Here is a 23226-nt window from a genome sequence, read left to right as displayed (position 1 = left end):
CTATGGCCAAAATATTATGTGAATGCGGTCATGAAAATCCGCAAGGTACGGTCCTTTGTGAGAACTGCGGACGACCATTGACGGAAGAAGCTAAGACGAAAGAAATTGCCGATATGAGATATGAAGGGACAGCTCGTCGGTCCCAAACATATAATCGTACAATTATTGATAAAGTCTGGAATTTCTTCTCCAGTGTCAAGGTAGGAGTCACTCTGATTGTCATTATATTAGTCGCGGCAGCTCTTGGAACGTTCTTACCTCAAGTTTTATATGTTCCTGCAACGGTCGAGACTGAAATAGCCAAATATTATGAAGAGACATATGGTATTTTCGGTCAAATATACTATGGTCTTGGTTTGCATGAAATGTACCGTTCCTGGTGGTTTCAGGCACTCATCGGAATGCTGGCCATCTCACTTGTCGTGGCAAGTTTAGATAGGGGTATTCCACTCTTTAAGTCACTGAAAAATCAGCGTGTAGTCCGTCATGAAAGCTTCATGAAGCGCCAAAGATTATTTGGCAGAGGACAAAGTAATCAAAGTGAAAAAGCAATTGATCTTGCAGAAGAAAAATTGAAAACGCTTCGCTATAAAGTGAAACGTGATGGGAATGCCTTACTAGCTGAAAAAGGCAGATTCTCGAGATGGGGCCCGTATGTCAATCACACAGGGCTGATTATATTCCTATTCGGGGTGATGCTTCGAATCTTGCCTGGCTTTTATGTGGATGAGACGTTGTGGATTCGTGAAGGAGAAACCCGGGCAATTCCTGGTGCACCGGGCTATTATCTACATAGTGAAGAATTTACACTTGAAACTTATTCTACTGAAGACAAGGAAGTATATGGCGAGGCACTTGAACGCGTCGGAACAGTCCCTAAAAACTTCCAGACAGACGTAACGTTGTTCAAGAAACCTGAAGGTGCAATACCAGGGGAAGATAATCTTGAAAAAGTAAAAGAGGATTCAATTATTGTAAACGACCCTCTCAAATTTGATGGCTATGCAGTTTATCAGATGGATTATTCACTAAATGAGTTAAAAGCGATGACTTTCCAACTGACGAACAAAGAATCAGGTGAGTCACTCGGTGAGTTTACAATTGACTTGATTAATCCAGAAAAGGTATATGATTTGGGGAATGGCGCGCAAGTTCGAATTTTAAACTATGCACCTGACTTCTCCGGATTTAAAAATGGTGTACCACAAACCAAAACACCGCTACCTAATAATCCTGCATTTTTAGTGGAAATGAAAACTCCTGATACTCCTGAGGGAGAATCGAGTTTTGTAGCAATACGGGAAACGCTTGAACCTTTAGGTGAAAACCAATACAAGCTTTCTTTCCAAGATGTAGAAACAAGGGATGCTTCCGGCTTGGTCATTCGAAAGGATAAGACCCTTTGGATATTAGGAATCGGTGGGCTGATCTTCCTTTTAGGAGTGGCACAAGGATCATATTGGAACCATAGACGTTTCTGGATTCAAAAAGCGGCCGATGGAACGATTTTGGTAGCCGGCCATACGAATAAAAACTGGTTCGCTCTCCGGAAAGAGCTCGATGCAGTTACTGAATACGCTAAACTGCCAGCTTATACGGACCAGCAGGATCCAGAATTTGATGAGAAAGACAAGGACGGTGAAGACTGATCATGCATTACGTAGAAATCAGTTCTAATTTATTGCTCGTGGCATTCATTGCATACCTTGTAGCTACACTTCTATTTGGTGGGGCTATCAAAGGAGCAAACAAAAACAAAGAATCATTTACTTCAGAAAATAGATGGGGCAGAGCAGCCATCACGGTTACCATCATCGGTTTTCTTTCCCATATAGGGTATTTTATATTCCGATGGATTGCAGCAGGACATGCACCTGTTAGTAACCTATTTGAATTTACGACTGCTTTTGCGATGCTTTTAGTAGGGGCTTTCATCTTATTCTATTTCATGTATAAAGTGCCTTCTTTAGGATTGTTCGCATTACCAATAGCAATTGTAATTATTGGCTTTGCTTCAATGTTCCCAAGGGAAATCAACCCGCTTGTTCCATCACTGAAGAGTTACTGGTTAACCATTCACGTAACTACAGCTGCTTTAGGTGAAGCCATTTTGGCGATTAGTGCTGTTGCAGGTCTTGTCTATTTACTAAAAAATATCGATATGACGAAAAAATCCAAGCAAAGATTTTGGATTGAAGCAGTCATGTTTACCGTTGTCATTTTTGTAGGTTTCATTGTATCGACGATCACATTCTCTGCAATGGGGTACGAAGCAGATTTCTCTTACCTTAATAAAGATGGAAAGGAAGCTCAAATTTCGTATACGATGCCTCCGATTTTCGGTATGAATGAATACCAAACCTTAACGGATCGCACAATGGAACCGATTGCTGAAATGCCTCCAAATGTTAATGCTAAAAAGCTGACTACAGTTGTTTGGTCATTAATATTCGGTACAGTCATTTACATTCTTATTCGCCTAATTGGCAGAAAACCGATAGCTGCTATGTTACAACCGCTTGTAAGACGGGCCAATAATCAACTAATGGATGAAATCGGATATCGCTCAGTACTCATCGGCTTTCCTGTTTTCAGTTTAGGAGCATTAGTATTTGCAATGATTTGGGCACAGGAAGCGTGGTCCCGCTTTTGGGGATGGGATCCGAAAGAAGTATGGGCCCTTATCACTTGGCTGTTCTATGCGGCATTCTTGCATCTTCGAATTACGAAAGGATGGCAAGGTGAAAAATCAGCATGGTTTGCGGTAATTGGGTTTACTATCATCATGTTCAACTTAATTTTTGTAAACTTGATTATTGCAGGTCTTCACTCATACGCATAACATCACTTTTAAATACAATTGCCCGGTGTAGTAGAATACGCCGGGCTTTTTCTATGGGAAAACAGTATAATTTGCTGCATCAAGAATTGTAAAAGTCACAAACTATAGTGAAAAATATAGCGTTCAGTAGTCACTACCATTTCTTTTTTTTTCGAGTACTTGTACAATGATAGTAGAGAGAGTGTAAGAGAGGGGCAGATCCTATGTCTGAAAATATATCCATTCTTGTAGTTGATGATGAAGATCGCATCAGGCGATTGTTGAAAATGTATTTGGAACGTGAAGGTTATGTAGTAGACGAAGCTGTAAATGGCGTGGAAGCGTTATCTATGGCTTTAGAAAATGATTATCATTGCATCCTTCTCGATTTAATGATGCCTGAGAAAGATGGCCTTGAGGTATGTGAAGAACTGCGCTCGAAAAAATCCACACCTGTCATTATGCTGACAGCTAAAGGTGAAGAAGCGAACCGTGTGCAAGGATTTGAACTTGGAGCTGACGATTATATCGTTAAACCGTTCAGTCCGAGGGAAGTGATTCTTCGAGTGAAGGCAATCTTGAGAAGATCGGCTGCGTTTTCTGATTCTACGTCTTCAACTGCTTCAAAGGACCTGGTGGTATTCCCGTATTTGACGATTGACCATGACGCACATCGGGTGACTGCAGAAGGAGTAGAGGTAAATCTGACACCAAAGGAATATGAACTGTTGTATTTCCTGGCCAAGTCTCCTGATAAGGTATTTGACCGAGAACAACTGTTGAAAGAAGTTTGGCATTATGAATTTTTTGGCGATTTGAGAACAGTTGATACTCACGTCAAAAGGCTTCGGGAAAAGCTTAATCGAGTGTCAGAAAAAGCTGCCAAGATGATTGTGACAGTGTGGGGAGTCGGATACAAGTTCGAGGTCATCAATGAATAGAATATGGAGTAGTATCGTCGGGAAGCTATGGGGAACCATATTGCTTCTCGTTTCGTTTGTATTGTTCATTGTCACGGTGCTTATTTTAGAATTTCTTCAGGATTTTCACTTGGAACAAGCTGAATCTTCTTTGACACAGCAAGCACAGTCGATTATCCGGATTTTTGAAGATCACGATGAGGAGCTAATATCCACAAATATCGTGAAAGATATTTTAGCAGAGCATACGAACTTGATCATTGCAGCTAGTCCAAATGAAATCAGAATGACTCATCAGGAAGGACAAAATCAGGAAGAGGTTCAAAGACGTATTTTAAGTGATCCCGTTTTAGCTTCTACTTTTGTGTCCGAAAAAGAAGAGATGAAGGAAATGATGCTTCCTTCACTTGAAGATGGGAACCAGATGGAGTCGTATATTGTCTTGGCGTCTCCACTAGAATCCGATAATTCAGCTCATGGCGCAGTATTCATTTACCAAAGTCTTGATGTAATCCATCAGACTACTAAACAGACAACGAATATTGTATTCTTATCGGCATTCATTGCATTCGTTTTAACGACTTTCTTTGCCTTTTTCCTATCTACAAAGATTACTTCGCCTTTACGTAAGATGAGGGAAGCTGCATTCGAACTGGCGAAAGGAAACTTTGAAACAAAAGTTCCAGCCGGCCAGAATGATGAAATGGGGCAATTAGCGACTGCATTCAATCAGATGGGAAGGCAATTGAAACATCACCTGGAAGTGATTCATCAAGAGAAAGAACAACTGTCAAATATCCTTACTTCAATGACCGATGCGGTAGTAACTTTTAATCGGGATATGACTATTCTTTTGAGTAATCCGCAGGCAGAAAAAATCATGCAAAAATGGTTTTTGAAAGGCGGGACAGAAAGTAAACATCCGATCCCAGCTGAAATATACCATATGCTTGATCATGTTATGACATTTGAAGAAGGTATTGAAGATGAGCTTGAAATCATAGGGAGCTATTATTTTGTCTCTATCAGCCCTTTGTATAGTAGAGATTCAATTCGTGGGGCAGTTGTCGTATTACGTGATATGACGGAACAGCATAAATTGGAAAAATTACGTTCCGACTTCATTGCGAATGTTTCGCACGAATTAAGAACGCCTATATCTATGTTACAAGGATACAGTGAAGCGATAATGGATGATGTGGTAGAGGATGAAGTGGAGCGTAAGGAAATCATTAAGATTATTTATGAAGAATCACAGAGGATGGGGAGATTAGTTACCGACTTGTTAGATTTGGCGAGACTTGAATCTGGTCACATGAGATTATACACATCAAGCCAAGATGTTGTACCTGTAGTGGATCGAATTGTACATAAGTTCCAGCAAAGGGCGAAAGAGGAACAGATTGAATTGACTTTTGTATCCGAAGCGGAAGATCAACTTATGGCGGAATTGGATGAGGATCGGATTGAACAAGTGCTTACGAATTTAATCGATAATGCAATTAGACATACACCGGAAGAAGGAAATGTGACAGTCCGTGTTGAAAAAGATAAGTTGTTTGCAAAAGTCAGCGTCATTGATACGGGTTCTGGAATACCGGAAGAGGACCTTCCGTATGTTTTTGAACGATTCTATAAAGCAGACAAGGCACGTACCCGCGGAAAAGGCGGAACCGGACTGGGTCTTGCCATTGCAAAAAAAATTATTGAATCTCACCAAGGAACGATTACAGTGGATAGCGAAGTAAATAGTGGTACCCATTTCGCTTTTTATCTACCTCTTAAGAATGTGTAACCTTTTTGTTTGAAATCCGACTAATCTAATGAACGGAGGGAGTATATGGATGACTCCGTTTTCCATAGGCTCTACGAATCATACCACCAGGACGTTTTCCAGTTTTTGATCTATTTAGTGAAGGATCGACAGCAGGCAGAAGACCTCATGCATGAAGTATATGTCCGGGTATTTAAATCGTATAGCCGCTTTGAAGGAAAAAGTTCAGAAAAGACTTGGCTCTTTTCAATTGCGAAGAATGTAGCAATTGACTTCTTCAGAAAAAATACAGTCCGAAAAAAGCATGTATTCGAGTCGTTCGACTGGGAAACAAGACAACTCATTTCTAATACTTCTTCTCCTGAAGAGCTCATTGAGCTAAATGATGACATGAGGCAGGTTCTCCATGCTTTGGATCATTGTACTGGAGATCAGAAGATGGTCATTGTCATGAGGTATTTCCAGGAACTCTCGATTACTGAGACTGCGGAAGTCCTCCAATGGACAGAAGGAAAAGTCAAAACGACACAACATCGGGCTATTAAAGCAATTCGGGAGCATCTTTTGCATTTGAAACAGGAGGTGAAAGCACATGGGGAATCATGAGTGGGACGATGAACAAATTGAACAGCTGCTTTCAAATGCACCGAAAATCAAAGATGAACGGTCAAAAGAAGACATACTGGCCAAGCTGAAAAGCGACCCAAGACTGAATGGCCCGGAAAAGAAGAAAAATTGGCAGAAATGGATGCCTGCTTCTATCACTGCAGCGGCAGTCGTAACAATGACCATTTTGGTATCTTCATTCTTTAATGAGAACATTTCGGTTCCGCAAGAAGCTGGCATGGAAGACCGTGCTGCTGAATCACCGGAATCCTCTGAACCGGTAGAGGCGAAATTGTATAAAGAAGAATCAACTGATTACACCGATGAAGAGTCAGAAACTAATTCAATCGCCACTACTATGCAAGATGTAAGCCTGCCACGTATGGCAGTGTATCCTTCCGATTTGGAAGAATACAAAGAATTCCGTTTGGCGCTTTCTTCCCAAGCAGAAGCGATTCCTGTGACATTTTTAATCAGCAAAGAAAAGATTGCAGAAGATTTTGGTGGCAATTGGCCATCGGAATTGGAGCTTTACCGGAAATATGCAGCAGATATTAATGAAAATGCATTTGGATTCAGTGAGTACCACCCGATGATAGGACAATTTAAAGAGGAAAAGGGCTTGATTATTCACACCCTTCCAAAAGATCACCCATATGATATGGGGAGCGCAGCTGAACATCAATATTTTCAAACCATAGAATGGACATTTTCGGAAGAGCATGATCTCTTAAAGGTTATAAATAAGGATGGTTCTAATGCAGAATTTGCACATATGGGTCTACTTAAATCGGTGGCTTTAAATAATCCTTTTAAAAAGACTGCTTATTATTTGTATACATTAGAGAACAATCAGCAATTGTTAGTTCCTTGGACCGGAAAGACATTTGAAGATCTACCATCCGCTTTAAAAGAAATGAAATCAGCTCAAAGTGATTTTTTCAAACCTATCATTCCGAAAAATGTAAACTTTACGGTAAACGAAGATAAAGAAGTTGCTACGATCACCTTTGATAAAACCGTAGACCTTGAGGCAATGGATCGAGAGGAAGCTGGAAAAATGATGGATGGTATTCTTTTAACGGCCGCAAGCTTCAATCTGAAGGTTAAATTTGAAAATGTAAAACAAACGGAATGGAATGGATTTGATCTTACACAGCCATTGCCACAGCCGATCGGTCCTAACCCTTTCTATCTGAATAACTGACATTATAGGGGATGTAAACAAGATGGTTTACATTCCCCTTATTATGAGTTATAGTAATAATTGTCTTGAATTAAAACTAAATTAATATGATTCATCTTCGGGGCAGGGTGCAATTCCCGACCGGCGGTATTAGAAGAAATTCTTAAGCCCGCGAGCCGCAAGGCAGGATTTGGTGAGATTCCAAAGCCGACAGTACAGTCTGGATGGGAGAAGGTGAAGGTGCGGAACGTCTTTTCTACGATCAGATGCTATTTTCAATGTGCCTTTTTCTCCCTTAAGCGAAGCTTAAGGGATTTTATTTTGATCAGATGTCCGCCCTTTCTTCTTAGAAAGTGAATCATGGGAGGAGAGAGGAAATTATGAAAGACACAAAACTACGAAAACTGATTGCGGTTGGTATGTTGGGGGCAATATCATTTGTATTAATGCTGTTCAATTTTCCATTGCCGCCGTTTCCAGCGTTCTTACAGGTAGACTTCAGTGATGTACCTGCATTAATTGCAACAATCATTATGGGGCCAATGGCCGGAATTACAGTGGAGCTGCTCAAGAACTTCTTGGATTGGATATTTTCCGGAAGCCCAACAGGGGTACCGGTTGGACATCTTGCGAACTTCGCAACAAGTGTATTGTTCATATTACCAGTCTATTTTGTATATCGTAGATTACTCAATGCGAAAGGTTTGACACTGGGATTGGTCGTTGGGACTGTGTCAATGGCTGTCGGGATGAGTTTGTTGAACTATGTATTATTCCTACCTATGTATACGTACTTCCTTGGCATGGAGGCAGTTACAGGCACTGCATTGTATGAAATGATCGTTTTAGGAATTTTACCTTTTAACTTAGTCAAGGGAATCCTACTGATGGTCTTGACTCTACTCATCTATCGCAGTATGAAAGGGTTCATCAAGAAACAACAAATCCAATTTGATATAAAATAAAAAAGCGGGGCCAAGAGGCTCCGCTTTTTTACTTATTGGTTTATTCTTCGAATTTTAAAGGGTTACCTTCAAATGGCGCATCTGCCACTTTGATTGAATCTGTCGGGCAGCCTTCAAATGCGTCCAACATGTCTTCCAGCAGTTCTTCTGGAACTTCAGTTGAACCCATGTTATCATCAAGGATAGCAAAGGCAATCCCTTCATCATCGTAATCGTAAATATCTGGTGCTGCCGCGCCGCATGCGCCACACGCGATACATGTATCTTGATCGACGATCGTAAATTTAGCCATGAAATTCTCTCCTTTTCCTTCTCCGTACGGACCTACGGCTTACGTTAATCATTCTAATGCTGTTTCTCCACGTTTTCAACCTATAAACTTTTGTAAAGAGGTGGGAGATATGACAAATTTCGACCGATTGCTCCTAACGCTAATTTCATCTTTTCAAGGGGAGCGGACTGTATCTGCTGTCTTTCATCTATTGAACGGTAAACGTTCTGGACAGACTTTACAGGATGTCGAATATTATAATATGAAATCGTACTTTTCTATTTTACCAAAATTGAAGAAGGAATTGTTCGACAAATATATTGAAAATCTTGTGAACAAAGATTTGATAAAAATTGAACACTCTATTGCACATTTAACACAAAAAGGAATAGAATGTGCGAAAGAACCCGTAGAGTTTATGTTTAATGGTTGGATATACAGAGGCAAAGAATGGGAGTTTTTCTACCGCTTGTCCTTGATTGTTCAAACGTTATCACAAGCGATCACTAAAGATATGAAGTTTGTCCCGGTACAAAAAGATGAAAAAATCCAGCAGTTTGTCAAAGTCTATCTATCTTCTAAGCCTTACATAGAATATCGGTTCATTTCCGATTTTAAATGTGAAATGATTGAAAGTATTTCTTCTGGTCTACTCAATGACGAACAAAAAAACATGATTGTCCATCGTTTAACAGGAAAAGGTGTTAGTGGATGGACATGGCGTCAAATGGCGGAGCGGACAGATTGTGCTGAGATGGATGTGTACCTTGCGTTTATCGAGGCATTACATAAGTGGCTGGATCAACTCACTTTCGAACCATCAAAGTTCCCGCTTCTCCGTGAGATTGCATATGATATTAAAGCGCGCACACCATTGACTGAATCTGCCACAAAAACGTCTCATCTCTTTTCTCAAGGATTTTCAATGGAACAGATTACCGAAATTCGAAAACTTAAAATGAGCACGATTGAGGATCATTTCGTTGAGATGGCAATTAATGAAATGGCATTTCCAATTTCAAGATTCTTAACAAATTCAGAACTTGAACAAGTACAAAAAGCCGTGAAGGAATTAAATTCAAAAAAACTCCGATTGTTGAAAGAAAGATTACCTAACCTTTCTTATTTTCAGTTAAGACTGGGTATGGCTTATAAGGAAGGTGAAAAGAGTGCACAAACAAAAGCTCCATCACGTTCTTAAAGAGAGATTCGGGTATGATGAACTCCGACCAGGTCAAGAGGAAATCATTCAAGCGGTGTTAGCGGGGAAAGATGTAGTCGCAATTCTTCCGACAGGGATGGGAAAGTCACTTTGTTATCAGTTGCCGGCCTATTTGCTTGGTGGAACGGTTTTAATCATTTCTCCTCTTCTTTCTTTAATGCAGGATCAAGTCGAGCAATTAAAACGGCTGGGGGAAAAAAGGGTAGTAGCCCTCAACTCTTTTCTTTCCTATCAAGACAAACAAAGAATACTGTTTAATCTTTCATCATACCGGTTTGTGTTTACTTCTCCAGAAATGATTTTTCAGCCGATCGTGAGAGACCAATTAGCCAAGACAAACCTATCATTGATCGTTACTGATGAAGCACATTGCATCTCACAATGGGGATTCGATTTCAGACCAGATTATTTGAGGATAAGTGATTGGCTAAAAACTTTTCAAAGGCCGCCGGTGTTAGCTTTGACAGCAACTGCAACAAGTAAAGTAGTACATGACATCCAAGAATATTTACAGATGTACAAACCATTTATTCATATTCATTCCTTAGACCGTCCAAATATCCGTTATGTCATCGAAAAGCTTGAAAATCAGGACCAAAAAACAGAATGGCTGGTCTCTCACACAAAAACTTATGAAGGCCCAGGAATCATTTACACCCAGTCAAGACAACGCGCTGAAGCGCTGTCTGCTATTTTGAATGAAAGCGGGACACGCAGCGGTTTTTACCATGCAGGTATGGAACAAGAGGACCGGGTGTTCGTCCAACAACAATTCCTTTCCGGAGAATTACAATGGGTGTGTGCAACGAATGCCTTTGGTATGGGGATTCATAAAGACGATATCCGGCAAGTAATCCATGATCATCTACCTGCCACTCCTGCTAATTACATTCAGGAAGTCGGAAGGGCTGGAAGAAACGGAAATGACGCAGTTGCTTTTCTTTTATATACAGAAGGGGATGAAGAACGGACCCGGTTTGTAGTAAATGAAGAAATCCCTATTAAGCACTTTATAGAAATGATAAACGAAAAGAAATCAAATGGCGAAAACCCTGCAAGATTAGTCGATGATGGATTCATGAACGAAACAGACTTCCGAGTACTGTCCTATTGGTTAGAGAGAACCGATCCTGTTGAGACCATTCAAATTGTTGAAAGACTACGAATGGACAAGAATCGACAAATTCAAGACATGCTAAAATTAATTGAGGACACGACCTGTCTCCGGGGGAAAATACTAACATACTTCGGACAAGAACTGGATGAAAGTAAAAAGCCTCTCAATTGCTGCTCAGTTTGTGGGGTTAACTTAAATAATCTGTTGACTAAGCAGAAAGAGGAATTAACTTCAGCTTCTTTCTCCTCTTGGGAAGAAAGGCTTGGACAGCTCTTTCCAATCTGAAGGGATGTCATTTACTTTTGCGACAATTTTCGTCATAATAAGGTGTAGATGTTAGAAAGAAATGGAGTCTGAACTACATGAAACCTGATGATTATTTAGAAAAAATAGAACAGCATCGACAAGAGATTCATGTTGATAAAAACGGTGAGGATCGTGTACGTTCTCGAAGAGAACTACATAGGAATGGGCGTAAAAACGGTAAAGGGAAAACTCCCAAGAAGAAGACCAGCAAGTTGCTGACAACGATGTTTGGTATATTTATACTAATACCTGTTGGATTTCTGATATACGTTGTCGCATTTTATGAGCCTCAAATGCCGGAAACAGCATTAAAGGATAATCAGTTTAAAATGGAAGTGAATACACCAGATCAGGATTCTGCATCTGACTCGGATGAAGTGGATCCACCTTCCGACGAAAATGAAAATATAGACGCAGAGCAACCAGAAACCGATTCAACTACTGTCCCTGCTCAACCAGAAGAAAACGTCGATCCTGCCCCTGTAGAAGATGAGCCGGAGAAGACTGAAGAAACTGATGCGGAAGAACGCACACATGTAGTTGCACCTGGTGAAACATTGTTCCGAATTGCAATGAATTACTACGGTTCTCCTGATGGCGTAGAAACTATAAAATCTGCAAATGGTCTTTCTTCTAATGAAATATCCGCTGGACAAACTTTAAGAATTCCGTAAATACTATGAATCAAAAGAAGGATATTTCTTTCAATCGCAGAATAAATATAGAGATGGCGTTCATAATGGGCCATATTTTATTAGCGGGAAAGGGTGGGTCCTTTGTTTGTTAAAAGTGTGATGATTCCTAAGGAAAAATGTTTTACCATTCAAATCGGCGACTCAGTGCAGAAAGTGCTTGAGATTCTCGAAATGAAGCAAGTCGATGCCCTTCCGGTACTTGACGGCCAAAATTACGTTGGGATTGTAACGCGTTTTCATGTGTACCGTGCATTTTACGATTTAGACATGAACAAGGAATCTTTTTTGGAGGAACGGATTGTCTCGGATATCATTAAAAAACGCGAAACTGTGTTGCAATTAGAAGATGTCTTTGAAAAAGCGCTAATTGCATTAAACGATTTCCCGATCGCTGCGGTCACAGAAGGTGATAAATTCTTGGGGATTGTCACAAGATATGATGTGCTTCACCAATTTAAAAGTGCCTTCGGTATGGATAGAGCAGGAGTTCGTATTACGTTTTCATCCGTTGAATCAGACGGACGGATTGCTAAACTTTCGGATATCATTCAAAAATATCACGAATCAGTCATTTCACTCGTCACATTCGATGAAACGGATAAGCTGATCCGGCGCATTGTTTTAAAGATTGAAAAGCGGGATAATCTTCAAAAGTTCCTAAACGAGTTAGATGATTCTGGATTCAGGGTACTTCATATTGCAGAGGATTAATGATTAAACAGAGGGGGCAGAGTATTTTACTTTGCCTTTTCTGTTTTTCTGTAACGAATGGTCACAGCAGTTCGAGGAAAGGGAAGAGAGAATGAAATATTTATGGTTTTTACCGCTTTTTGTAGGCGGATTATTCCTATATATGTTCGCCTATGCAAAAGCGACTAAACTTAAAGAGCATAATCTCTTCTTACATGTGAAAAAGGAAGAGAAGCCGCTTCGATTATTCTTTGTTTCTGACATTCATCGACGTAAAATTTCCGAAGCACTGATAAAGCAAATTAACGAAAAGTTTGATGCAGTGATCATCGGCGGTGATTTAGCAGAAAAAGGGGTACCGCTTAAACGAATAGAAGAAAACGTAAGGCGCTTGTCCTCATTAGGGAAAATATACTACATATGGGGCAATAACGACCGGGAAGTGGGAGAAGCGAATATAAAAGGAATTATCCAATCCTTCGGAGGAGATGTACTTGAGAATAGCTCAGCTGTACTAAAAACGGGCAAGCAACGATGGATGATTTGTGCAGTCGACGACACATCTAGCGGCAATTTGAATTTAGACCAAGCTTTCACTTCCATACAATCTTCTGATATTACGATCTTCATCACCCATTCCCCATTCGTATTTAAAAAAGCAAAGAATCGCTATCAGCCACATGTGATGATGGCAGGTCATACCCACGGCGGCCAAATTCGTCTTGGGCCGTTCGGGATGTTCAAAAAAGGCAGGATGATGGAAGAAGAAGGATATTATTCATTAATCAGTAACGGGTATGGTACATCCATGGTTCCATTAAGACTTGGTGCCCGTCCTGAATGCCATATCATCCGTTTAAACGGAAACATCGAGTAGAATTGAGGGGTTATAATGCAAAAGGAAGCAGCAATTATTATAGGCGGTGGTCCATGCGGTCTTGCTGCGGCAATCGCGCTGCAAGAGGCAGGGATCGTTCCTCTCGTCATAGAAAAAGGAAACATCGTGAATGCCATTTACAATTACCCAACTCATCAGACGTTTTTCAGTTCTAGTGACAAACTGGCGATTGGAAATATTCCCTTCATCACACAAGATCGAAAACCGAAGCGAAATCAGGCACTTGTCTACTATCGGGAAGTGGTTAAATTAAAGGGTATTCGGGTTAATCGTTTCGAAACAGTCAAAAAGGTAAACAAAACCCAAAATGGATTTACCGTAGAAACTAATTTAAGAGATTACTCCACACCATACGTGGTTGTTGCAACCGGCTACTATGACCATGCAAATATGATGGGCATACCAGGAGAAAATCTGCCTAAAGTACATCACTATTTTAAGGAAGGTCATCCTTTTTTTGATACAGAAGTCCTCGTAATTGGAGGGAAAAACTCTGCGGTAGATGCAGCACTGGAATTGCACAAGGCTGGTGCACATGTCACTGTAGCCTACAGGGGTGATATATATTCACCGAGTATCAAACCATGGGTCTTGCCAGAGTTTGAAGGGCTTGTTCGAACAAACGGAATTACTATGCTGTTCAATACAGATGTAGTGGAAATCAAAGAAAAATCGGTCACTTTGAACACGGAAGGGCAGCATCGTGAAATCAGCAATGATTTTGTGTTTGCTATGACAGGATACCATCCGGATCACTCATTTCTTGAGGGAATGGGCGTAGAAATTGACCCTCATACAGGAAGACCCTCTTATCATGAAGAAACGATGGAAACGAATGTACCGGATTTATTTATAGCGGGTGTTATAGCGGCTGGTAATAATGCAAATGAAATCTTTATAGAAAATGGACGATTTCATGGCGAAATGATAGCCACATCCATTATAGATAAAATAAACGGATTGCCCGGTCAATGAGGCAATCCGTTTTTTAAATGCTAAAACATTATAGGTTCACTTAGTAATTTGTGTAGAATGAGATGAAGGAGTGAATTCCATATGAAAAGAAAAGTATCAGTCATAACAACAGGCGGAACAATCGCTAGTAAGCCAATTGAAAATGGACTGCTGAACTCCGGCGCCATCACAGGTGAAGAATTGGCTGCTTTGTGCCAGTTGCCTGAAGAAATTGAGATTAAAATAATTGATGTATTCCAACTTCCAAGTATGCATATCGGCTTTAAAGAAATGTTGAAAATTAGGGATGTTATCTTAAATGAGTTTGAAGACCCAGATGTTAGCGGGATTGTCGTCACTCACGGAACAGACAGTTTGGAAGAAACGGCTTACTTTCTCGACCTGACGATTGCTGATGAACGAACAGTTGTCATAACTGGATCTCAAAGATCTCCTTTTGAAGTCGGTAGTGATGTCTTTTCTAACTTAAGCAATTCAATACTGGTTGCATCTGAACCTGCTACATACGGGAGCGGGACCGTCGTTGTCTTTAATGAACGAATATATTCTGCAAGATATATAAGGAAAGTCCATAGTTCAAATTTACAGGCCTTTGATGTATTTGGGCATGGTTATTTAGGGATCATTGATAGCGGGGTTGTCCGGGTATATCAAAAACCGGTTAACCGAGAAGTGTATAAGAACCTTCACAAGGAACCTAAGGTTGACATCATCAAATGTTATTCGGGTGCATCTGGTACCGTTATTGAAGCGTTAGTAGATGATGGAGTGGAAGGAATCATTTTGGAAGGTGTTGGACGTGGTCAAGTTTCGCCTTATATGATGCCCGCCATCAACAAAGCGGTTTCAAAAGGGGTCCATGTAGTAGTTACTACTAGTGCAGAGGAAGGGCGGGTATATCCTGCCTATGATTATTTGGGTAGTGCAGCAGACTTAATGAGAAATGGTGTAGTCCTTGGCGGCGATTACAATAGTAAAAAGGCCAGAATAAAAGTGGCTGTGCTTTTAGCGAGTGGAAATACGATTGATAAGACCGTATTTGAAAATTAAAAAGCCCCCTCCTTATCTTACGGACAAAATGGTATAATTTGAGTAAATGTCATGTAAGGGGTCGGAACATGCTAATACTTTTATCAGTAGCGATCGCCCCTGGGCTGGCGTTATTCAGCTACTTCTATCTAAGAAAACAAATTGCACGGGAACCATCCAAGACATTGTTTCATGCATTTCTGTATGGAGCAATATTGACGTTCCCGATATTGTTCTTGCAATATGTTTTTGAAGAGGAAGGGACGTTTTCATCAGCTTTTGTTCAAAATGTCCTTTTTACAAGTAGTTTGGAAGAGTTCTTTAAATGGTTGATCTTAATCGTTGCGATTTATAAGCATGTGAATTTTGAAGATCCTTATGACGGAATACTCTATGGGGTTAGTGTGTCCTTGGGTTTTGCTACAGTTGAAAATATTTTGTACTTAGTAACATTTGGCGTGGATACGGCATTCATTAGAGCATTACTGCCAGTTTCAAGTCATGCCTTATTTGGAGTGGTTATGGGCTATTATATTGGGAAAGCTAAGTTCTCCACGTTCCAGCCTCAACAACTCTTACTGATCGCTTTACTCGCACCACTTTTATTGCATATGATTTATAATACAATCTTAAGTTCCCAAGGTGTTTGGTTATATTTCATGGTGCCGTTCATGTTGTTCTTATGGTGGTTCGGTTTAAAAAAAGTGAAACGCGCGCATCTCGTTACGCTTCATTTTCATAGAAAAGAAACAGAATCGAATATATAACTGGTCTTAGAGAATCTGTATTTTGTGCAGATTCTTTTTTTTGTGCTCTTTATTTTATCTTCATCGTTATTCATCGCTTATATTTTTCCTTTTTTTACACAAGCTATGGTGAAAGGAGGATATTGGATATGAAAGCAAAGCTAAAAATTGTGTTTTTGTCTATTATGGCTATCTTTATCTATAGTGTAACCGGAAGTGAACAGACGACTGCTTTTTCAGATCAGGTAATCGAACGCGGCGCTTTCGGAGACGATGTCATCGAATTACAGGCAAGATTACAGTATGTTGGATACTACACAGGAGAAATTGACGGCAAGTTTGGTTATGGTACGTACTGGGCTCTTCGGAACTTCCAAGAGCAGTATGGACTTCCAATAGACGGGATTGCCGGTAAGGGTACAAAGGAAAAGTTAGTATCAGTATCCAAATACCACCGAGATTTTGTCCAACAAAACATAAAAGAAGGAAATAAATTCACACACTTTGGTGGCACACCTATGGAAAAACAAGTGACTAAACGAAATGCCGGTGGTGGTGGAGGTGGTACAAAGAATACCGCACAGCTTCCGGGAAGTTATACAGATAAGGATCTTCAACTAATGGCAAACGCAGTTTATGGTGAAGCACGCGGTGAGCCTTATGAAGGTCAAGTGGCCGTAGCTGCAGTCATATTGAACCGTGTAGAACATTCTGATTTTCCTAACTCAATCAGCGAGGTGATTTTCCAACCGCTTGCATTTACCGCTGTAGCTGATGGGCAAATCTGGCTTACTCCAAACGAAAGGGCAAAGCAAGCCGTTATTGATGCGTTAAATGGATGGGATCCGACTGAAAATGCTATTTATTATTTCAATCCCGAAACAGCAACATCCGAATGGATCTGGACTCGTCCGCAAATCAAAAAAATCGGTCAGCATATATTTTGCTTATGAGGTAGATGATGAGAAGCTTACTATTTGTACTTTCATTTGCAGTTGTAGCGCTTTTGGTTTATGTGAACTCCGTAAATACGGATAAGGAACAGCTTACGTATTTATTGCAAGGACAGTATACGCAAGAAATGGCTGATGCTTCAGGTAAGTTGACGGACCTCAAAGATTCAGTTCAGAAAACGTTACTATTCCAAGATGAACAAGCGATTCAGCAGCCGCTTGAGGATATTTGGAGATTGTCTTCAGAAATTAGGGATTCAGTTGCATCATTGCCGCTCGACCAGGGATTTTCGAATGAATGGATGAACTATTTAAGCAGGCTTGGTAATTATGCAAAATTAACGTCTGATGGCCAAATTCCTGATGAGGAGTGGCAGAAGGTGATGGCGCAAACGGTCAATAATCTTTCAGACTTTTCAACCGAATGGGAAATGGCGACTGCTTCATTCTTCCAAAACGATGTATCGGTTGAGAAATGGATGGCGAATATTGAGTCGAAACAGCCTTCAAACAATTGGCAGTCCATGGGGAAGACCTTGAAGACATACCGGGAAAGTGATTTTCCTTTAACGACAAGTGAATCTGATGCTCAAAAGAAGAAAGACCTCCGTCAGTTGGAGGGTAAAAAAATAACACAAAATGATGCGATAGCAGTATTTAAAAAGATTTTCCCTGCCCACGCAGATGCCAGAATCCATGTTACGGAGAGCCGAAAGGATGCACCTTATCCTTTCTATCATCTGGAATTCCAGGATGGAGTTGGACTTGGCTATGCAGATATCACACAAAAGGGAGGAAATCTGTTATCCCTTCTCTTTGAACGGCCGAACGAAGACAAACGGATAGATTCGCAACTTGTTAAAGAATTAGCGGAGCGGTTTAAGCAGAATTCAGGTTTTACAGACATTGTTCTTGATGAGGTAAGGGAAAATCATACGGCATGGCATATGACGTTCGTTCGTGTTGAGCCGCGATACAACGCAAAAGTCTATTCGGATGCCATTCAATTTAAAGTGGCAAAAGATAATGGTGATCTGCTCGGTATGAACGCTATGGAGTATATCCAAAAGGAAAACCTGAAAGAACAGCCAATCAATAAATTTGACTGGAAGACATTTTTCAATGAAGGCGTTAAGGTAGAGGAAGAAGAACTTGCCTACACTGAAAACGAACAAATGGAGCAACGTCTCTGTTATAAGCTTATTGTTACAAAGAAAGAAAACGAACAGCAAATTACGTATCGGATCATGGTGGACACAGAAACCGGGGAAGTATTAAAATCCGAAAACGTAAAATGAGAAATGTAAATTTATATGGAATCTTCAGTCGCCTCATGACATAATGAAAAGAGAAATTCTATGACTGAGGCGAACTGAATGAAACTTAAAGTCGGTACTACATTAATAATCGAAACGACCTTCACTGAAACAACGGAACGTTATAAATGTAAAGTTGTTGAAATTGAAGAAGGTGCAGACTATTTCATGATTGATTATCCGATCCATATTAGTACAAAAAAGACTGCTTTCTTTCTTGAAGGTACGCAGCTTCATGTGAACTTTTCAGAAAATACGAATGCTGCATATGCCTTCAAAACTGAAATACTTGGACGGCTTAGAAAAAACATCCCAATGATCAAGCTTTCATACCCGGGAGATGAACAGCTGATCAAAATACAAAGGCGAGAATATGTCCGGGTAGAAACACCGGTTGATGTTTCCGTCAATTTCCATGGAGACGTGTCTCAATTTGTAGCTGAAGATATTAGTGCAGGTGGAATGGCCTTATTATTGAATCAGACGGTACATTTTAGAGAAAATGATCACATTGAATTATTAATCGTTCTACATTTCACAAATGGTGATCTGAAGTATGTCAAAGCCACAGCAAATGTGATTAGGATATGGGAGAAAGCGGGTAAACAAATTGCTTCTCTGCAATTTGATGAAATTGAAGATACGGACCGACAATTCATCGTCCGTTTCTGTTTCGAACGACAGCTGTTAAATCGCAAAAAAGGAACAGTCTGAATCGGTGGGAGTCCTTCTCATGTTTCAGGACTTTTCCTTTTTTTCTATGTTAAAATAAGTTGAATGTATGAAAGGATTGATCGAATTGGAAAAGGGTATCCGAATCGCAATCGACGGTCCTGCTGCGGCAGGAAAAAGCACGATTGCCAAGCTTGCTGCTGAGACGCTTGGATATACATATATAGACACGGGCGCAATGTATAGAGCGATAACGTATAAAGCAATCAGGGAAAACATAAATATAGGACAGGCAGAAGACCTTGCTGAATTATTAAATAGGACGGAAATCAGATTAGTTCCTTCTTTGAGCGGACAGGCAGTACTGCTTGATGGTGAGGATGTCTCAGAAGATATTCGTACTCGTGAGGTCACATCATCGGTTTCAGAAGTTGCTAGCCATCGACAAGTAAGGGAAGCCATGGTGGAACGGCAACAAGAGATGGTTAAAAATGGCTCGGTTGTTATGGATGGTCGCGATATCGGTACACAAGTCATCCCGGATGCCGAACTGAAAATTTTCATGTCCGCCTCGGTAGAGGAACGGGCTAAAAGAAGGCAGCTTGAAAATGAAAAGCGTGGAATCCCTTCCTCCATAGAAGTGTTGCAACAAGAAATTGAACTTCGTGACAAAATGGATAGTGAACGGGAAGTATCACCGTTGAAAAAAGCGGAAGACGCGATTTATATAGATACGACCCGGATGACAATTGAGCAGGCTGCCGGTGAAATAATCCGTTTAGCAAGAGAAAGGATCGAACGAGCATGAATCTTTATCAATTTGCAAAAGGTTTTGTTTATGGCATTTTGAAACCTGTGTATCGTTTCGAAATTATTGGTCTTGAACATTTTCCGAAAGAGGGCGGAATTCTCATTTGCGCCAATCATATCGATAATTTAGATCCGCCTGTTGTGGGGATTACTGCTCCCCGCCCAGTGCATTTCATGGCAAAAGGAGAATTGTTTAACGTTCCGGTCTTGAAGAAGTTGTTGCCTGGACTTAACGCATTTCCGGTTAAGCGAGGGATGAGCGACCGTGATGCTCTTCGAATGGCTATCAAACTGTTAAAAGAGGGGAATGTGGTCGGCCTTTTCCCAGAGGGTACCAGGAACAAAACAGGGGAATTGGGAAAGGCCTTCTCAGGGGCTGGCTTTTTTGCTTTACGTGGAGATGCAGATGTTGTGCCGTGTGCGATTATTGGACCATACAAACCATTCCGCCGATTAAAGGTGATTTACGGAAAGCCGATTGATATTAAACCTTATCGGGAAAGGAAAGCCTCCTCCGAGGAGGTAACTGAAATCATCATGGGAAATATTGCAGAATTATTAAAGAAGCATAAATAATCCATAATCAGGGTAACAGTAAAAGTGTAATATTTTGTTTTTATCTATGCATTCGCATAAAATAGAAATAAGAGCAGGAACCTTTAGAAGGAGGATTACATATGTCTGAGGAAATGAACATGATGGAAAACCAAGAATTTAATGAAGGTACCCGAGTTCAGGGCCGAGTTGAGAAAATCGAGGATAAAGCGGTAGTCGTCACAATCGATGGCGCTCCATTTGATGGAATAGTCCCTATCAGTGAATTGTCCAGCTTACATGTCGAAAAGGCATCGGATGTTGTGGCAGTCGGCGATGAGCTTGATCTGGTCATTACAAAAGTGGAAGACGAAAATTTTGTTCTTTCTAAACGGAAAGTAGATGCTGAACAGGCATGGGATTCATTGACTGAGAAATTTGAATCCGGTGAAGTAATTGAGGCCGAAGTGAAAGACGTAGTAAAAGGTGGACTTGTAGTCGACTTAGGAGTACGAGGCTTTGTACCTGCTTCACTAGTCGAAGATCATTTTGTTGAAACCTTCGATGACTATAAAGGCCGAACTATGACATTTAAGATTGTTGAAATGGACAAAGAAAAAAATCGTTTGATCCTGTCGCATCGAGCTGTTCTTGAGGCACAAAAAGAATCTCGTAAAGATGAGGTATTGGACAGTATTAATCCAGGCGATGTAATCGATGGGACTGTTCAACGAATAGCATCCTTTGGAGCATTTGTCGACCTTGGCGGTGTGGACGGGCTTGTTCATATTTCACAAATTTCACATGAGCATGTTGAAAAAGTGGAAGATGTAGTGAAAGAAGGCCAAGCGGTTAAAGTGAAGGTCCTTTCTGTTGACCGGGATAACGAAAGAATTTCCCTTTCCATCAAAGACACTCTTCCAGGACCATGGGAAGGTATCGAAGAAAAGGCTCCTAAGGGTTCTGTATTGACTGGCGAAGTGAAACGCCTTGTCTCTTATGGTGCTTTTGTAGAAGTGTTCCCTGGTGTTGAAGGACTTGTTCACATATCTCAAATCGCTCATAAACATATCGGAACTCCACACGAAGTGCTTCAAGAAGGTCAAACTGTTGATGTGAAAGTTTTAGATGTGAACAAAGAAGAAAAAAGACTTTCTCTTTCCATCAAGGATCTACTTGAGAAAGAAAACGAATCCGCTATCGAAGACTATGAACTTCCAGAAGAATCCAAAGGCTTCTCTTTAAGTGATGTAATCGGAGATAAATTAAAAGGATTTTCTGATAAATAAAAACTGTCACAAGCAGTAAAATAGTAACGGTGATTCGAGGGATGATGGGACGCACCATCATCCTTTTTGTTGTATAATATGCTACAGTAGAAGCCGGAAGGATGTATGAATAGAATGACAAAACCAGTAGTAGCAATCGTTGGCAGGCCGAACGTCGGCAAGTCGACCATCTTCAACCGGATCGTTGGGGAACGTGTGTCAATCGTAGAAGATATACCAGGAGTAACTCGGGACCGTATTTACAGTTCCGCCGAATGGTTAACCCATGATTTCAATATTATCGACACTGGCGGAATTGACATAGGAGAAGAACCGTTCTTGGAGCAGATCCGACAGCAAGCTGAAATCGCAATGGATGAGGCGGATGTCATCATCTTCCTAACAAATGGAAGGGAAGGCGTAACGTCAGCAGATGAAATTGTAGCTAAAATTCTATATCGAACAAAAAAGCCTGTCGTGTTAGCTGTCAATAAAATCGATAACCCAGATATGCGTGAAATGATCTATGACTTTTACGCACTTGGTTTCGGCGATCCATTCCCGATATCCGGTTCACACGGATTGGGGCTTGGGGACCTATTAGATGAGGTAGCCAAGAATTTTCCGAAAGATGAAGGACAAGAGTATCCTGATGATGTCATCAAGTTCTCTTTAATCGGACGTCCGAATGTTGGCAAATCTTCACTCGTAAATGCATTCCTTGGAGAAGATCGCGTAATTGTTAGTGACGTTGCCGGTACTACGCGAGACGCCATTGACACCTCTTATACGTATGAAGAACAAGAATATGTCATTATCGACACTGCCGGAATGAGGAAAAAAGGAAAAGTATATGAAACGACCGAAAAATACAGTGTCCTGCGAGCTTTACGTGCAATTGAGCGTTCTGATGTAGTCTTGGTCGTCCTAAATGGGGAAGAAGGAATTCAAGAACAAGATAAGAAAATTGCCGGCTATGCCCATGAAGCAGGAAAGGCAGTAATTATTGTCTATAACAAATGGGATATTGTAGAGAAAGACGAAAAGACAATGAATAAAGTAACGAAGGAAATACGTGAGCATTTTCGTTTCCTCGAATACGCACCTATTGTTTTTGTATCAGCTAAAACGAAGCAACGTGTACATGCTCTTTTACCTGTTATTAACCGGGTTAGTGAAAATCACTCGATGAGAGTTCAGTCGAGCGTCTTGAACGAAGTTATTGAGGATGCGGTAGCTATGAATCCTGCACCGACAGATAAGGGCAGAAGGCTACGCCTTTACTACACTACTCAAGTTTCCGTAAAACCGCCGACTTTTGTTGTGTTTGTCAATGATCCGGAATTGATGCATTTCTCCTACGAACGATTCCTGGAAAACCGGATTAGGGAAGCTTTCGATTTTGAAGGGACACCGATTCGGATCATTACGCGGGCTCGTACTTAAGGTTGA

The 23226-nt window shown here is 40.7% G+C and carries 23 protein-coding genes and 1 riboswitch; of the genes, 22 read left to right on the top strand and 1 reads right to left on the bottom strand.

Annotation, left to right across the window (positions count from 1 at the left end):
- Positions 1-2 precede the first annotated feature (2 nt).
- The 7 genes from resB (at position 3) to ACFOZY_RS11230 (ending at position 8272) form a co-directional block, all read left to right on the top strand.
- On the top strand, positions 3-1649 hold the full coding sequence (gene resB, locus ACFOZY_RS11260; RefSeq protein WP_378155458.1) for a cytochrome c biogenesis protein ResB: 1647 nt from the start codon (positions 3-5) through the stop codon (positions 1647-1649).
- A gap of 2 nt (positions 1650-1651) precedes the next feature.
- The gene (gene ccsB, locus ACFOZY_RS11255) at positions 1652-2842 is read left to right on the top strand and encodes a c-type cytochrome biogenesis protein CcsB (RefSeq protein ID WP_378155456.1); all 1191 of its coding nucleotides are present in this window, start codon (positions 1652-1654) and stop codon (positions 2840-2842) included.
- Between the two features lie 203 nt (positions 2843-3045).
- The gene (locus tag ACFOZY_RS11250; RefSeq protein WP_378155453.1) at positions 3046-3762 is read left to right on the top strand and encodes a response regulator transcription factor; all 717 of its coding nucleotides are present in this window, start codon (positions 3046-3048) and stop codon (positions 3760-3762) included.
- Positions 3755-5536 carry an ATP-binding protein gene (locus ACFOZY_RS11245; RefSeq protein WP_378155451.1) on the top strand — a complete coding sequence of 594 codons (1782 nt, stop codon included), beginning with the start codon at positions 3755-3757 and terminating at the stop codon, positions 5534-5536. Before ACFOZY_RS11250 ends, ACFOZY_RS11245 begins: the two co-directional genes overlap by 8 nt.
- A 45-nt stretch (positions 5537-5581) precedes the next feature.
- Complete coding sequence (locus ACFOZY_RS11240; protein ID WP_378155449.1) at positions 5582-6121, top strand: RNA polymerase sigma factor SigX; 540 nt, start codon at positions 5582-5584, stop codon at positions 6119-6121.
- Complete coding sequence (locus tag ACFOZY_RS11235) at positions 6108-7328, top strand: hypothetical protein (RefSeq protein WP_378155447.1); 1221 nt, start codon at positions 6108-6110, stop codon at positions 7326-7328. The genes ACFOZY_RS11240 and ACFOZY_RS11235 overlap by 14 nt, the downstream gene beginning before the upstream one ends.
- Positions 7329-7417: 89 nt before the next feature.
- A riboswitch (FMN riboswitch) is annotated at positions 7418-7547 on the top strand.
- 140 nt (positions 7548-7687) lie between these two features.
- Positions 7688-8272, top strand: coding sequence for an ECF transporter S component (locus ACFOZY_RS11230; RefSeq protein ID WP_378155444.1), 585 nt, complete (start codon positions 7688-7690; stop codon positions 8270-8272).
- A 40-nt stretch (positions 8273-8312) separates the two neighbouring features.
- Here ACFOZY_RS11230 and ACFOZY_RS11225 read toward each other — a convergent pair whose 3' ends face one another.
- Complete coding sequence (locus tag ACFOZY_RS11225) at positions 8313-8564, bottom strand: ferredoxin (RefSeq protein WP_378155442.1); 252 nt, start codon at positions 8562-8564, stop codon at positions 8313-8315.
- Between the two features lie 109 nt (positions 8565-8673).
- Here ACFOZY_RS11225 and ACFOZY_RS11220 point away from each other — a divergent pair, with 109 nt between their 5' ends.
- From ACFOZY_RS11220 to der, 15 genes are all read left to right on the top strand, one after another.
- Entirely contained in the window at positions 8674-9744 is a 1071-nt protein-coding gene (locus tag ACFOZY_RS11220; protein ID WP_378155440.1) for a YpbB family protein, read from the top strand.
- Entirely contained in the window at positions 9713-11167 is a 1455-nt protein-coding gene (locus ACFOZY_RS11215) for a RecQ family ATP-dependent DNA helicase (protein ID WP_378155438.1), read from the top strand. The genes ACFOZY_RS11220 and ACFOZY_RS11215 overlap by 32 nt, the downstream gene beginning before the upstream one ends.
- Before the next feature lie 77 nt (positions 11168-11244).
- The gene (locus ACFOZY_RS11210) at positions 11245-11862 is read left to right on the top strand and encodes a LysM peptidoglycan-binding domain-containing protein (protein WP_378155436.1); all 618 of its coding nucleotides are present in this window, start codon (positions 11245-11247) and stop codon (positions 11860-11862) included.
- 120 nt (positions 11863-11982) lie between these two features.
- Entirely contained in the window at positions 11983-12594 is a 612-nt protein-coding gene (locus ACFOZY_RS11205; RefSeq protein ID WP_378156134.1) for a CBS domain-containing protein, read from the top strand.
- A gap of 91 nt (positions 12595-12685) precedes the next feature.
- Positions 12686-13450: a metallophosphoesterase gene (locus tag ACFOZY_RS11200; RefSeq protein WP_378155434.1), complete on the top strand. Its 765-nt coding sequence runs from the start codon at positions 12686-12688 to the stop codon at positions 13448-13450.
- Positions 13451-13465: 15 nt separating this feature from the next.
- Entirely contained in the window at positions 13466-14446 is a 981-nt protein-coding gene (locus tag ACFOZY_RS11195) for a YpdA family putative bacillithiol disulfide reductase (protein WP_378155432.1), read from the top strand.
- Positions 14447-14527: 81 nt separating this feature from the next.
- The gene (locus ACFOZY_RS11190) at positions 14528-15496 is read left to right on the top strand and encodes an asparaginase (RefSeq protein ID WP_378155430.1); all 969 of its coding nucleotides are present in this window, start codon (positions 14528-14530) and stop codon (positions 15494-15496) included.
- A 68-nt stretch (positions 15497-15564) separates the two neighbouring features.
- Positions 15565-16242: a glutamic-type intramembrane protease PrsW gene (gene prsW / locus ACFOZY_RS11185; RefSeq protein WP_378155428.1), complete on the top strand. Its 678-nt coding sequence runs from the start codon at positions 15565-15567 to the stop codon at positions 16240-16242.
- A gap of 128 nt (positions 16243-16370) precedes the next feature.
- Positions 16371-17174 carry a spore cortex-lytic enzyme gene (gene sleB / locus ACFOZY_RS11180; protein ID WP_378155426.1) on the top strand — a complete coding sequence of 268 codons (804 nt, stop codon included), beginning with the start codon at positions 16371-16373 and terminating at the stop codon, positions 17172-17174.
- A gap of 5 nt (positions 17175-17179) precedes the next feature.
- Positions 17180-18472: a PepSY1/2 domain-containing protein gene (locus tag ACFOZY_RS11175; protein WP_378155424.1), complete on the top strand. Its 1293-nt coding sequence runs from the start codon at positions 17180-17182 to the stop codon at positions 18470-18472.
- 78 nt (positions 18473-18550) lie between these two features.
- Positions 18551-19204, top strand: coding sequence for a flagellar brake protein (locus tag ACFOZY_RS11170; protein ID WP_378155421.1), 654 nt, complete (start codon positions 18551-18553; stop codon positions 19202-19204).
- An 85-nt stretch (positions 19205-19289) separates the two neighbouring features.
- The gene (gene cmk / locus ACFOZY_RS11165; RefSeq protein ID WP_378156132.1) at positions 19290-19970 is read left to right on the top strand and encodes a (d)CMP kinase; all 681 of its coding nucleotides are present in this window, start codon (positions 19290-19292) and stop codon (positions 19968-19970) included.
- Entirely contained in the window at positions 19967-20548 is a 582-nt protein-coding gene (locus ACFOZY_RS11160) for a lysophospholipid acyltransferase family protein (protein WP_378155419.1), read from the top strand. The genes cmk and ACFOZY_RS11160 overlap by 4 nt, the downstream gene beginning before the upstream one ends.
- Positions 20549-20649: 101 nt before the next feature.
- Positions 20650-21795 carry a 30S ribosomal protein S1 gene (gene rpsA / locus ACFOZY_RS11155; protein WP_378155417.1) on the top strand — a complete coding sequence of 382 codons (1146 nt, stop codon included), beginning with the start codon at positions 20650-20652 and terminating at the stop codon, positions 21793-21795.
- 114 nt (positions 21796-21909) lie between these two features.
- A complete protein-coding gene (der, locus tag ACFOZY_RS11150) occupies positions 21910-23220 on the top strand; it encodes a ribosome biogenesis GTPase Der (RefSeq protein WP_378155415.1) in 1311 nt (436 codons plus the stop codon).
- Positions 23221-23226 lie beyond the last annotated feature (6 nt).

Source organism: Chungangia koreensis, assembly GCF_042651785.1.
Classification (GTDB): Bacteria; Bacillota; Bacilli; order Bacillales_A; family Planococcaceae; genus Chungangia; species Chungangia koreensis.
The sequence above is the reverse complement of the archived record's forward strand: the minus strand, read 5'-3'. Positions and strand labels throughout refer to the sequence as shown.